This window comes from Aeromonas sp. S11(2024) (assembly GCF_041402345.1).
GTDB lineage: Bacteria > Pseudomonadota > Gammaproteobacteria > Enterobacterales > Aeromonadaceae > Aeromonas > Aeromonas veronii.
On the sequence record NZ_JBGLRC010000005.1, the window covers coordinates 52040 to 65221 of the forward strand.

Genomic DNA, 13182 nt, shown 5'->3' on the forward strand with positions numbered 1-13182 from the left:
ACACAGTGGGGGCATGGTCAGTTCTTCAGATAGCTGTGGCCGCGACACGCCGTCAGCAGCAGGTTGAGCAAGAGGGCGAGGGTGAGCAGCACTATGCCGAGTGCCACCCCCTGGGTGAAGGCCCCTTTCTGGGTCTCCAGCGCGATGGCGGTGGGGATATTGCGGGTAAAGTGCAGGATATTGCCCCCCACCATCATGGAGCAGCCCACCTCGGTGACGATGCGGCTGAAGGCGCCGATGATGGCGGCCAGCAGGCCAAAGCGGCACTCGTGCATCAGGCCGATCAGCGCCTTGGGCCAGGAGACCCCCAGGGTCAGGGCGGTCTCCCAGGCGCGCCGGTCGCTCTGGACAAACGCCGCGTGAGCCATGGTGGCGATCACCGGAAAGGCGATCAGCATCTGCCCTACCACCATCGCCTGCTGGGTAAAGAGCAGCTTCCAGTCGCCAAAGGGGCCGGCCCGCGACAGCAGCATGTAGAGCAAGAGGCCAATCACCACAGTCGGCACCGATTGCAGGGTATTGATGCAGGAGAGCCAGAGCCAGCGGCCGGGCAGCGGCAGATAGGCCAGGGCAAAGCCCAGCAGCAAGGCGGGCAGCAGCACCAGCAGCAGGGCGATGCAGGAGACGGAGAAGGAGACCCCCACCACCTGCCACAGTTCGGTGTCACCACTAAACAGCAGGGCGAGGGCCGCTAATGTCGTGTCGATCAATGTCGGCATCAGACCTCTCTCTCATCGTGCAGGGCGAGGGCCGTCAATACGGTCGTGTCGAGCAGGGTCGGCATCAGGCGCCTCCCTCAGCGAACCGGGGGAGGGCCATCAAGGTCATCGCAGGAGTCTGGGTTGCCATTATTTCCCGTTGGCATCCGCTACAAACAGCGCCTGACCGGCTACCTTGAAGTCGCCGATCAGCTTCTGGCCATGCTCGGAGATCAGCCAGTTCTTCAGGGTGCGGGCCCCTTCGGTGTTGAGATCCGGGTAGCGCTTGGGGTTGACCAGGATCACCTGATAGGGGTTGAACAGACGCTTGTCACCCTCCAGCAGTACGGCGAGATCCAGCTTGCTCTGGTAGGCGAGCCAGGTGCCGCGGTCGGTCAGGGTGTAGGCACCGAGCTCGGAGGCCATGGTCAGGGTCGGGCCCATCCCCTGGCCGATGGATTTGTAACCGGCAAACTCGGGTTTGACGTCAGCCGCCTGCCACAGGGTCTTCTCCTTGATGTGGGTACCGGACTCGTCACCGCGGGAGATAAAGGTCTGGCCCTGCTCCTTGATGGCTTGCAGCCCCTTGGCCGCGTCGTGCAGTTTGCCGAGACTCGCCGGATCTTTGGCCGGGCCGACGATAACGAAGTCGTTGTACATCAGGTGTACCGGCTCGATGCCAAAGCCCGCATCGACGAACTTCTTCTCGGCAGAGGGGGCGTGGGTCATCACCAGATCCGCGTCGCCGTTTTCGCCCATCTTCAGGCTCTGGCCGGTACCAGCCGCCATTACCTGCACCGGATAACCGGTCTCCTTGGTGAACTGGGGCAGCAGCCAGCCCAGCAGACCGGACTGCTCGGTGCTGGTGGTGGTGGCGAGGCGGATCGGCGCTTTTGTGGCATTAGTATCCGCTTCGGCGTGGGCAGCACCGGCGATCAGCAGGCTGGTGGCGAGGGAGAGGGCAAAACGTTTGAGGCTGGTTTTTATCGTCATCGTGATGCAACTTTTTCAGGGTGGCTGAGGAGAGGGCAAGAGTAAGCAAGCAGGGTGCCAAACCGTTCCTTTGCCGCTGCATTCACGGTTTGCCGTTTAAAAACAGAAGCTTATTAGAATCAATTAGGTGAGCTTGTTATCGCTTTTAATAATTGGTGTTGGTGCTTTTGATACGGTAAGGACAAAATGTCCCACTAAGGTTCCGGTTATCGGGACATTCACCGACCGTACGTGCATCCGAGGTACTTTTTTCCATGACACTCCCTCCCAGCCGCTGGTCTGCCCTCTCCCTGCTTATCGTTGACGATGAGCCCGGCATGCGCAGCTTTCTGGCCAAGGCGCTGGCCAAGCGTTTTGCCCAGATTGAGACTGCCGCCAGTGTGGAGGAGGCGGAAGCCCTGCGCTGCCGCCTTCACTTTGACCTTATCATCGCCGACATCCGGCTGCCGGGGCGCTCCGGTATCGAGTGGCACGAAGCCATCGACCCGGCCACCCGCCGCAGCGACATCATCTTCATGACAGGTTTTGGCGATATGGAGACCGCCCTCAAGGCGCTGCGCCTCGGCGCCAGCGACTTTATCCTCAAGCCCTTCAACCTCGATCAAATGGTGCAGGCGGTGGACAGAGTCATCGAGTGCCGCCAGATGGAGCGGGAGAACCTGCTGCTGCGCCGGGAGGTGAGCAAGCTGTTCCCGCCCACCCTGATCGGCGACAGTGCCAAGACCCGCGAGCTCAAGACGCTCATCGCCAGAGTGGCCCCCTCCAACGCCGCTGTGCTGGTGGAGGGGGAGTCCGGCACCGGCAAGGAGCTGGTGGCCCGCGCCCTGCATCAACTCTCTGGCCGGATGGGGGCCTTTGTGCCCCTCAACTGCGCCTCCATCGCGCCGGAGCTTTTGGAAAGCGAGCTGTTCGGCCATGTGCAGGGGGCCTTTACCGGCGCCCGCAAGGGGCGCGACGGCCTGTTCCGGGTCGCCCATCAGGGCACCCTGTTTCTCGACGAGATCGGCGAGATGCCGCTTGCCATGCAGGCCTCGTTGCTGCGGGCACTGGAGCAGAAGGCCATCCGCCCGGTGGGGGCCGAGCGCGAATTGGCGGTGGATGTGCGTATCGTCGCCGCCACCAACCGCAACCTCAAGGCCGAGGTGGAGGCAGGCCGCTTTCGCGAAGATCTCTTCTATCGCCTCAACGTGGTGGCGCTGCCGGTCGCCCCGCTGCGGGAGCGGATCGACGATATCCCCGCGCTGGTGCACCACTTCACCCGCCAGCTCACCGCCGAGATGGGGATGGGCTCTTTGAGCTGGACCCATGAGGATGTGGTAGCGATGCAAGCCTACCCCTGGCCCGGCAACGTGCGGGAGCTGCGCAACCTCATCGAGCGCTGCCTGCTGCTGGGCAAGCCCCCGGCGGATTACTGGCTGAGCAGCAAGCCCGCCGAACAGGGCGCGAGCGAGGAGGGTTATCCGCTGGCGTGGCCGCTGGCGGAGGTAGAAAAAGCCCACATCCTGCAAGTGGTGGCGAGCCATGATGGCAACAAGTCGGCTGCCTCCCGGGTGCTCGGGGTGGCGCGCAAGACGCTGGATCGCAAATTCAAGGAGTGGGCCATCGAATGAGGAAGGCTGACTGGATGGGGTGGCGATGAAACTGACCCTGCTCTCCCGCTGCATGCGCGCCCTGTTGCCCCGTTGCGTGCGCACCAAAGTGCGCTGGCGCCTGCTGCTGCTCACCTCGGTACCCATCATGCTCACCCTGGTGGGCATGATCGCGCTCACCCTCTACTGGACCCTCACCTACAGCTGGCAAAACCTGCTCACCACGGTGCGCAGCGATCTCGGGGTGGCCCATCACGCCATCACGGTGCAGCAGCAGCGCCAGACCGAGCATCTGGAGCATCTGCGCGATGCCTGGGCCTTTCAGCTTCGGCTGCGGGAATCGCCGGATCAGCTGCATGACTGGGTGATGCCGCTGGCGGCCAACTATGGTCTCGATTTTCTGCGCTTGCGCCGTGGCCCCGAGCTGGATCAGCTGACGGCGCAGGAGCGCGCCGCCCTCACGGCCGGACGCAGCGTCAGCCACTTCGTGGTCTGGTCGCAGCAGGAGATGCTCGCTCTCTCCCCGCAACTGGCCAAGCGGGCTGTGTTGTGGCAGCGGGATGGCACCAAGGTGGTGGAGAACAGGGGGCTGATCAGTCTGTCACTGACCCCTGTGATGGGCCGCGACGGCTCCCTTTGGGCCATGCTGGAGGGGGGCGAGCTTGTCAACGGCAGCACCCGGCTGGTGGATGAGCTCAAGGGTCAGGTGTTTGCCAAAAATACCCTGCCGGATGGCAGCGTCGGCACCGTCACCCTGTTTCTCGACGATCTGCGGGTGAGCACCAACGTACCGGTCAGCAGTAGCCGTCAGGTGGGGCGGGCGGTGGGCACCCGGGTCTCGCCGCCAGTGCGCGATCAGGTGCTGGGACGGGGGGAGATGTGGGTTGACCGCGCCTTCGTCCACGACGCCTGGTATGTCTCGGGCTACGAGCCGCTGCTGGGAGCCAGGGGCGAGCGGATCGGTATGCTCTATGTCGGTTTTCTCGAGTGGCCCATTATCCGTACCTACCTCACCAATCTGGTGGAGCTGGGGTCCGGCGTAGTGCTGCTGTTGCTGCTCTCCGGCCTGCTGGTCTATCGCGGCGCGCGGGATCTCTTCTCCCCCATCGAGCGGATGCACAAGGTGGTGCGGCAGGTGCAGGCCGGGGAGTCGGCTCGCATCGGCCCGCTGGCCCTCGATCCCGATCACGAGCTGGCCCAGCTAGGTCGCCAGTTTGACGCCATGCTGGACAGGCAAGAAGCGCACCAGCAGCAGATGGCCCGCAGCGCTGACGAGCTGGAGCAGAAGGTGGCCGAGCGCACCCAAAGTCTCGAGCTCAAGACTGCGGAGCTGGAAGATCATATCCATATGCTGACCGAGGCGCGCCAGCAGTTGCTGATCAGCGAGAAGCTGGCAGCCCTTGGCGAGCTCTCGGCCGGGGTGGCCCACGAGATTAATAACCCGCTAGCGGTGATCCTCGGCAATGTGGAGCTGATGAAGCTGGAGCTGGGGGAGGCGGCCGAGCCGGTCAGCGAGGAGCTGGCGCTGGTGCTGGCCCAGATCGAGCGCATTCGTGCCATCACCCGCAGTCTGCTGCAATACTCTCGCCCCGGCGACTATGAGACGGCGCCTGTGTGGCAGCACCTCAACCCCATCATCGAGGAGAGCCTGACTCTGGTGCGCTCCGCCCTGCGCCAGCAGCAGGTGGAGCTGGTGGCCGATCTCAAGGCCCAGCAGCCCATCGAGGCTGATCGCCAGCAGCTGTTGCAGGTGCTGATAAACCTCCTAGTCAACGCCAGCCACGCGCTGGGGGAGCAGGGGGAGATCCGGGTCGAGAGCCGCGACTGGGTCGATGAACTGGGTCAGCTGCGCGGGGCCGAGGTGCGGGTGATCGACAACGGCAGCGGCATCGAGGCGGCCATTATCGACAAGATCTTCGACCCCTTCTTCACCACCCGCGCTACCGGCACCGGGCTGGGGCTGGCCCTGAGCCACCGCATTATCAGCCGCTGGGGTGGGGAGCTTTTGGTGGACTCCACCCCGGGGCAGGGGAGCTGCTTTACCGTGCGGCTGCGCAGCCACGCCCTGCTGCCCAGCGGCAGCGAGCCCGCGAAACTGGAAGGGTGGCGCATCGCCCTCAATGCCGAGGGGCGTGAGACAAGCGATTGATGCTGCTTAAAAAAGGCCCGTGATAAAAACAGCCCGTCAACATGGTTGACGGGCTGTTTTGTCGGTAGGTGAGTGGTTATTTACTGCGGGCTCCACACCAGCTTGCCGCTTTGGGTCAGGTCATAGCCGCCGAGGCGGGCCGCCAGCTCGCGCCCCTCGGGGGATTGCAGCCAGCCGATCAGCTGTTGTAGCAGGGTGCGAAAGAAGACCCCCTGCGGCATCACCAGATCGAAGCACTCCTGCGACAGCGGCATAAAGCCGAGGCCAAACTCGGTGGCGGTGCTCTGGGCACCGGGCCCGACATCCGCATCGCTACGGCTGATGGCGGCGGCCAGCTCCCGCTCGCTGTTGACCTCAATGGTGCGCTCCAGCCGGGTCAGCGACTCCCCTTGCGTTTGCAGCCACTCCTGCAGGGCGCGCTGGCTGCCAGCCCCCTCCTGACGCATGGCCCAGCGCCAGTCGAGCGCCTCTTTCGCCTCCTTGGGTTGCAGCCCTTGCCGCAGCACCAGCCCCTGCACCCGCCTGAATCCATGAACGATCACCCATTGCCGGTGGCCCTGATACTGCTGCACCAGCGCCGGGTGGCGCAGGTGCGCCTCCTCGGCCTGCCCCCAGTGGATGGCGCACAGATCCACATGGCCGCGCGCCAGCATCGCCAGCCCCTGACGGGTGCCGCACGGGGTGTAGCCCACCAGTGCCTGGGTGCCGAGCTGCTGGGCCAAGCGGCTGCTGGCGTAGTGGAGCAGCACATCGTCCGAGCCTGCCAGCAGCAGCCGGTCGTTCATCACCCCCTCGTGGCAGCTGCCGAGCAGCCAGCGATCGAGCAGGGATCGCGGAAACAACCACTTGCCGGTCGCCTTGGTGGCGGGGATGCGCGCCTCGTTGGCGAGCTGGTAGACCTTCTTCTCGTTGAGATCGAGGTATTCCGCCACCTGCTTGACGTTCATAAACTCGTTCATGGTTTAATCCCGCATCCCGCGACCGGCCGGACTGGGCGCCAGCACCGGCGGCTTCTCGTCCAGCACCATATGGTCGTGACCGCTGAATACCTCGAAATGGCGCCCCTTGGCACGGGCAATCATGGTGATGCCGAGCTGGCGGGCCAGATCCAGCCCCATCTGGGTTACGCCGGAGCGCGACAGCAGCACTGGAATGCCCATCTGCGCCACCTTGATCACCATCTCCGAGGTGAGCCGCCCTGTGGTGTAGAAGATCTTGTCGTGGCCGCTCTCGCCGCGCATCCACAGCTCGCCCGCCAGGGTATCAACCGCATTGTGGCGCCCCACATCCTCGACAAAGGAGAGGATCTCCGCGCCGCGACAGATGGCGCAGCCATGGACGGCACCGGCCATCTTGTAGGTTTCGTTATGGGCCGACAGCGCCTTGAGCAGTGCGTAGAAGGTGCTCTGTTTAAGCTCGGGCGCCGCCAAGACCACCCCTTCGAGCTTCTTCATCACGCTGCCATACATGGTGCCCTGACCGCAGCCGGAGGTGACCGTCTTCTTCTCCAGGGATTTGTCGAGATCGGCGGCCTGCTGGCTGCTCACCACGGCGGCGGCCTCGCTCTCCCAGTCGACGATCACCGACTCGATGGCCGAAATATCCTCGATAAAGCCCTGATTTTTCAGATAACCCAGCACCAGCGCCTCGGGGCGGGCACCCAGCGTCATCAGGGTTACTATCTCCTTCCAGTTGAGGTAGACCGTCAGTGGCCGCTCACAGGCGATTTGGCGGGTGTTCATCGTGCCCTGCTCATCCATCACCTCGACGGCCATGGTGAGCTGGGCTGCGGCATTGCTTTTGATAAAGGTCGGTGTCATGGGCCCCTCGCGACCGGTTGCCGGGATCTAAGGGGAGGGATACAGCAAGTTTTGTTCCAGATTAATGAGACGGACAAAATGTCAGAGTGATGGTACGCAAAGCATAATTATGTTGTCTTAATAAAAGCGAGCAGGCTCCCATTCTGACAAAGAAATAAGTAGCCATGCTTTTCTTTGAAAACACAGATGGTTAGACTTATGAAAAACTAATTTTTAGGTGTGAAAATTAGCATTTAAATGGATATGCTGTTGTAGTTTTTTTGCCTCTCGACGCTAATAATCTGGATTAAGTATGAACGAAGAAATTGAGAACTTATGTAATGCGTTGGATAGCCTCGGTGAGGCTGTGCAGAATGGATGGAGCGATAATCGAACACTCAATGAGGCTTTTGGGTGGCATCATCCGGTCTTAGATAGAAAGGAATTAGCTTATTTACCCATATCTCTTGCCGATAAAATTAGACGTGTAAAGTTAGAAACTGATGATGAGAAATTCCTCCAAATAATCGATGGCATTCCTGAGAAACTTGAGAGATTAAAATCTTATACATTGCCATATTTTTATAATGGCAATGGACATCAAGCAATTCCTGCCTATATCGACACTTTAAATTGGATATCCAGTGTTGTTGAACCTTATATATCATGGGTTGTATCCAACGATCCAAATTCAATGCCACCAGCCATATCGCGTCGTTTAAAAGGGTTGCAAGCCAAAATTCAGCAAATTGATGTCGACCAAGATAGGCTATATAAACAAATTAAATTAATTAACGAAGCAACGGAAGCAGCAGAGTCATTACCATCAGACCTGGAAGACTTGAAAGCTGCGAGAAAAAAGGTTGAGTCCATAGGACAAGATGTTTTGAAGACATCTTCAAAAGTTTCTATGGCCAAAGAAGAGGTTGAAGGACTTTTAAATTTAATCACAGAAAATAAATTAACATCTGACCAGCTAGTAAGTAATTGTGAGGATGCATATCGCATTACAACCAGCAAAGGACTGGCTGGGGCGTTTGACCAGCGAGCTAAACAACTAGCCAAGTCAATGTGGGTATGGGTTTTTGGTCTGCTATGTTCATTAGGCGCAGCATGGTATGTAGGTGCTCAGCGTATTGAAATTCTCACAAGTTCATTATCTACTCCAGACCCCAAATGGGGTATGGTATCGATGCATTTTATGCTGGCTGTGGTTAGCCTTGGGGCACCACTCTGGTTTGCTTGGTTGTCAACAAAACAAATAGGTCAGAGATTTAAGCTTGCAGAGGATTATGGCTTTAAAGCTTCTGTCGCAAAAGCTTATGAGGGTTATCGAAAAGAAGCTTCAAGAATTGATCAAAAACTAGAGGCTCGCTTATTTGAGTCTGCCTTAACAAGGGTTGAAGAGGCTCCATTACGACTTGTTGAAGGTACATCACATGGCACTCCATGGCATGAGCTTGCTGAATCAAGTGGCTTTAGAGAAGCATTAAAAAATATACCTGAGTTTCGAGATAAGGTTTTTTCGTTAGCGCAATCAATGGTTGATAAACCCGGACGAAGTCAGCCCAAGGATGAGAGTAACGCTGCATAAATATTGGCCATCCGATATAACGTATGTTGGATAAAATTGTAGGTTGGTGCTGAACGAAGTGAAGCCCAACGTTTACCGCGAACAGCCTTATTAAGGCAATAATCGGATAATTCAGCGTTATTCGATTATTGCCATTCCCTCGATCAGATACACAGGCTGATTGGTTTTACGCCGCATGTTGGGCTTCGCTGCGCTCTGCACCAACCTACGCCCGCGCCAACCCATACTCCGCATGACAGGCCAACCCGCAGCAAAGCCCCCATCAACCACCAAACCGGCCTTGGCCCCACTCTTGCTAAGTCTTATCCCATTGATGGCCGTGGCCGCCATAAATCTCCTGCTCTGATCCGCCCCGAACGGGGTGGTTAAAGGGGGAGGGTGGCCCGGCAGAGACCTTCTGATGGGAGCCGTGACAGTGCAAGAGACAACCAATACCTTGCCCCCGCAGCGCTGGCTGCAACTGGAGTTAAAGGCCATCGACAGCCAGGTTGGCCGCTGGCAGAGCCGCCGTTTCGAGATTGCGGCGCTCCACCCCGCCGAGCCCGAGGCAGCCGGTGCCTTGCCCCTTACCCTGTTTCGCGATGAGCGGGGGGATTATCGCTTCAATTTGAGCTCCGGCTCGCCCCGCCTTTTTGTTACCGGAAGTGTCACCGGAAGCTGCGTGGACAATGGCTTTGTGGCCGATGGTCTGACCCTGAGCCAGACCGTGGCAGCTGCCTATATGGATGGCGAGCGGCAGGTGCTCTCCTGCCCGCTGCCCGAGGCGCTGCAAGCCTGGGTAGAGGCCTTTATCGGCCGCCACGGCGAGCTGCTGGAGGCCCGCCGCAAGGGCAAAAAGGGCAAGGGACGGGCGCAGGATCAGCTGGGTGTCGATACGGTAGATCAAGCCAGCTGTGGCGCCGTGAAAGCCACCGGCCCCGATGGCCGCGAGCGTGGCAGTGACAGCGGAAATCGCGCCCATGAGTGAGTTCCTCAAACGCTGGTCGTCTCGCAAGAGTGAGGCGCGCAAGCATCAGGCATTGCAGCCACGGGAAGAGGTTATCCCCGAGGCATTTGCCGCCCCTATCGAAGGCAGTGGCGAAGGTGAAACACCAGATGCTGCGATGGATAGCCCCGTAGTCAGCACTGACAAGGGGAGCAGTGACCCCCTTGCCGTTGAAGGGGCCGAGAGTGGCGAACCGCCGCTGAAAACGGCCCAGCCGGGCAAGGCCAAACTCCCCGACAGGGAGGCGCTGCGGGCCATGTTTCGCAGCCATAAACCGGATGGGCTCGACGACTACACCCAGGATTTCAGCCAGCCCGAATTGCTGCCCGCAGCCCTGACTGCCGGGCTGCGCAACTGGCTGGTGGATCAGGTAACCGCCCCGGAGAGCGAATCGGTCAATCCGGCCAGCGGATCCGCTGAACCGGTGGCGCTTGCCAGCGAACCTGCCGCCGAGCCGCCCGCGCTGGCTGATAATCATTCTCAAACCCACACCGATGATCGGGACATTTTGGTTTCCTCTGGTGGACAAAATGTCCCAACCAAAGGTGGGGAAATGGAACCCTCAGGATCCTGACTCCCTGTCAGTCACTTTTTTTCCGGGGGAGTTGGCTCGCCTCTTGCTCTCTCGGCTTACCAACAAGCGCCCATCCCATGAGGTGGCGCGCGCAGGAGTGTATGTGAGCACTGAACAAACATTGCCAAATCTGAGCCCAAATCTGGCCCCAAATCTAGCCCGCGAGGCGGGGGCAGCCGAGCATAACGCGCGCGCTCGCGCCTATGCCCTGCAGCACACGGTCAAGACCGACAACCTGATCCCGGCCACTGTCTCTTACCAGAGTCAGGGGCGCCTGCTGCTGGTCGGCCCGGAAGATCGCATTCGCCGCGCTGCCAGCCTGCTGCCCGCCGGGGTGAAGCCCACTCTGCTGGTGACCGAAGCGGTCCATGACGCCGAGGCAGCAGATCTCGAAGCCATTTTTGATGCCACCGCATCCCTCGCGGCCCTGACCCTGCGCGAACCGGGCCTGACAGGGTATCTGGGGCAGTTCCAGCTCACCGGCCTCAATGGGCAGGGCGAGCGGGTTAATCTGGCTGGGCTTTGCTTCCCACAACAAGGCTTTCCACAACAAGCGGCTGCTGTCAGTGAACAGCCACGCTTTGATCTGGTGGCCGATCTGGGCCGCGCTCCGCTGTTTGCGCTGGAGCGCCCACCGGTCGGCTATCTGCATCTGGCCGATGACCAAGGGCTGGCCGAACGGCTCGCCGAGCTCTGTGCGCTGACCGGTATCTTCGACAAGCCACGCTATTTTCGCCTCGACCCCGAGGCGTGCGCCTTTACCGCCCGCGGCGTACCCGGTTGCAGCCGCTGCCTCGATGTTTGCCCGACCGATGCCCTCAAGCCCATCAATGGTCGCATCCAGATCGATCCCCATCTCTGTCAGGGCTTTGGCAGCTGCGCCTCTGCCTGCCCAACCGGCGCCATCGCCTATCACCAGCCCGACGCCAACACCAGCGGCGACTACCTGTTCCGATTGCTCAAGCACTACCGGGAGGCGGGTGGCGAAGCGCCCCAACTGCTGATCGCCGGTGAAAACGAGCGCGAATGGGTGGAAACGGAACTCACCCGCCAGCCTGCCAACTGGCTGCCAGTCTGGGTGGAGGAGAGCGCGAGTTTAGGCATCGAGAGCTGGTTCGCCGCCCTTGCCTATGGCGCCAGCGCGGTGCGCATTGTGCTGGGTGACGATGCCCCCGAAAGCGTGCGGGCATTGGTTGAGCGGGAACTGGCCAGCGCCGCCGTGCTGTTGGCGGGCGCGGGTCTTGCTGCCGATCGCATCGCCCTGTTTAACCCGGATGCCGAACAAGATAAGCCGATCTCCTGCGAGCCAGCCATTACCCTGCTGGAGAGGCCGCTGAAAGGGGACAAACGGGAGAACCTGTTTGCCGCCTTCGATGCCCTCTGGCAGGCCAATGAGGGGAGCCGCGAGCCGCTGGCGGTGCCTCACGGCGCCCCATACGGCAGTGTGGAGCTGAAAGAATCTGACTGCACCCTCTGCATGGGCTGCGTGGCGGTTTGCCCGAGCCGCGCCCTGCATGCGGTTGGGCACACGCCCGGCCTCAACTTTATCGAGCAGGATTGCATCCAGTGCGGCATGTGCGAAAAGGCGTGCCCCGAGCAGGCCATCGTACTGATGCCCCGCCTGCAACCCGTGCCCGAGGCGCGCCGCGCCGTGCAGAGCCTCAAAGCCGAAGAGGCGGCCTGCTGCATTCGCTGCTCCAAGCCGTTCGCGCCCGCCTCGATGATCCGCCGCATCCAGCAAAAACTGGCCGGTCACTCCCACTTCCAGAACGAGGCCGCCCAGCGGCTGCTGATGTGCGAGGACTGTCGGGTCAAGGATGTGTTTGCGGCGCTGGCGGCGGATCCCGTCTCCCAGCTCAAGGTATGAGGGGCCAGTGATGAGTGAACAACATAACGAAAAGGCTGGCGAACTGACCATGACCGAACTGGAACAGAGCAGCGCCGATCTCTACGCCCTGCTGGCGAGTCTCTGGCGCGCCGCTCCCCGTGGTGAACAGCTCGCCTGGCTGCAAGGGTTGCAGGCTATGCCGGGCCCCTTTGCCAGAGGGCTCGGGCTGGTGCAGCTGGCAGCCAGTAGCCACCACGAAAACGAGCTTGCCGAGGAGTATCAGGATCTCTTTATCGGGCTGGGGCGCGGGGAGATTGTGCCGTTTGCCTCCTGGTATCTCACCGGCTCTTTGATGGAGCTGCCGCTGGCGGTACTGCGCGCAGATCTGCAGTCCCTCGGTTTCGAGCGCCAGAGCGGAGTGTGCGAGCCGGAAGATCATCTGGCCGCCCTCTGTGAGGTGATGGCGGTACTGATTGGCGAGCAACACCCGGAGCGCAACCGCTTCTATGAGCGCCACCTTGCCCCCTGGGTACTTGCCTGCTGCCGCGATCAGCAACAGGCGAAGGGGGGCAGCTTCTACCGGGCGGTCGGGGCCCTTGCCGAAGATTTCTTCAAGCTGGAAAACGAATTGCGCCTGCCGTTTGGCGCCTGCGTGGTGCCGGGCTGAATGCCTCTATCCACTCACAACAAAACGAACAGACGAGATATCCCATTGGACGCGAAGCTGGCGCGCAGGCGCCGGACATTACAAAAACAGAGGTCACAAGAATGAGCGATGAACAGCTGAAAGACCCGTCCCGCCGCAATCTGATCAAGGGAGTTGGCGTGGTCGCCACCATAGGCGTACTGGCCGGTGCTGCCGGTCGGGTGGTGAGCAAAGAGGCGCTGACCCACGATACCAAGCCTGATCAGGGCTATCGGGAGACCCCCCATGTTCACGACTTTTATCGCACCCTGCGCGGCACCGACTGAG

12 protein-coding genes are annotated in these 13182 nt (G+C 60.7%); 8 read left to right on the top strand and 4 right to left on the bottom strand.

Going from position 1 to position 13182, the window contains the following annotated elements:
* Positions 1–17: 17 nt before the first annotated feature.
* A complete protein-coding gene (locus ACB040_RS06275) occupies positions 18–719 on the bottom strand; it encodes an ABC transporter permease (protein WP_019446238.1) in 702 nt (233 codons plus the stop codon).
* A 129-nt stretch (positions 720–848) separates the two neighbouring features.
* Entirely contained in the window at positions 849–1691 is an 843-nt protein-coding gene (locus ACB040_RS06280) for a substrate-binding domain-containing protein (protein ID WP_371153640.1), read from the bottom strand.
* A gap of 254 nt (positions 1692–1945) precedes the next feature.
* Between ACB040_RS06280 and ACB040_RS06285 the strand changes: the two genes are divergently transcribed.
* Together ACB040_RS06285 and ACB040_RS06290 are read left to right on the top strand one after the other, a co-directional pair.
* Positions 1946–3301, top strand: coding sequence for a sigma-54-dependent transcriptional regulator (locus ACB040_RS06285; RefSeq protein WP_371153642.1), 1356 nt, complete (start codon positions 1946–1948; stop codon positions 3299–3301).
* Between the two features lie 25 nt (positions 3302–3326).
* On the top strand, positions 3327–5429 hold the full coding sequence (locus ACB040_RS06290; RefSeq protein ID WP_371153644.1) for a cache domain-containing protein: 2103 nt from the start codon (positions 3327–3329) through the stop codon (positions 5427–5429).
* A gap of 80 nt (positions 5430–5509) precedes the next feature.
* Here the strand turns inward: ACB040_RS06290 and ACB040_RS06295 are convergent, their stop codons facing one another.
* Both ACB040_RS06295 and ACB040_RS06300 read right to left on the bottom strand, forming a co-directional pair.
* On the bottom strand, positions 5510–6376 hold the full coding sequence (locus ACB040_RS06295) for a substrate-binding domain-containing protein (RefSeq protein ID WP_371153777.1): 867 nt from the start codon (positions 6374–6376) through the stop codon (positions 5510–5512).
* Between the two features lie 15 nt (positions 6377–6391).
* Positions 6392–7249, bottom strand: a complete 858-nt coding sequence (locus tag ACB040_RS06300; protein WP_371153646.1) for a formate dehydrogenase accessory sulfurtransferase FdhD — start codon at positions 7247–7249, stop codon at positions 6392–6394.
* A gap of 292 nt (positions 7250–7541) precedes the next feature.
* Between ACB040_RS06300 and ACB040_RS06305 the strand changes: the two genes are divergently transcribed.
* The 6 genes from ACB040_RS06305 (at position 7542) to ACB040_RS06330 (ending at position 13181) form a co-directional block, all read left to right on the top strand.
* Positions 7542–8822 (top strand): hypothetical protein, encoded by a 1281-nt coding sequence (locus ACB040_RS06305; protein WP_371153648.1) that lies wholly within the window; start codon positions 7542–7544, stop codon positions 8820–8822.
* 400 nt (positions 8823–9222) lie between these two features.
* Positions 9223–9789 (top strand): DUF3305 domain-containing protein, encoded by a 567-nt coding sequence (locus ACB040_RS06310; RefSeq protein WP_371153650.1) that lies wholly within the window; start codon positions 9223–9225, stop codon positions 9787–9789.
* Positions 9782–10381 carry a DUF3306 domain-containing protein gene (locus ACB040_RS06315; RefSeq protein ID WP_371153652.1) on the top strand — a complete coding sequence of 200 codons (600 nt, stop codon included), beginning with the start codon at positions 9782–9784 and terminating at the stop codon, positions 10379–10381. The genes ACB040_RS06310 and ACB040_RS06315 overlap by 8 nt, the downstream gene beginning before the upstream one ends.
* 103 nt (positions 10382–10484) lie before the next feature.
* Positions 10485–12248, top strand: coding sequence for a 4Fe-4S dicluster domain-containing protein (locus ACB040_RS06320; RefSeq protein WP_371153654.1), 1764 nt, complete (start codon positions 10485–10487; stop codon positions 12246–12248).
* Between the two features lie 10 nt (positions 12249–12258).
* Positions 12259–12876: a molecular chaperone gene (locus tag ACB040_RS06325; protein ID WP_076491393.1), complete on the top strand. Its 618-nt coding sequence runs from the start codon at positions 12259–12261 to the stop codon at positions 12874–12876.
* Between the two features lie 101 nt (positions 12877–12977).
* Positions 12978–13181, top strand: coding sequence for a transcriptional initiation protein Tat (locus ACB040_RS06330; RefSeq protein ID WP_005347650.1), 204 nt, complete (start codon positions 12978–12980; stop codon positions 13179–13181).
* The last annotated feature ends 1 nt before the right edge of the window (position 13182 follow it).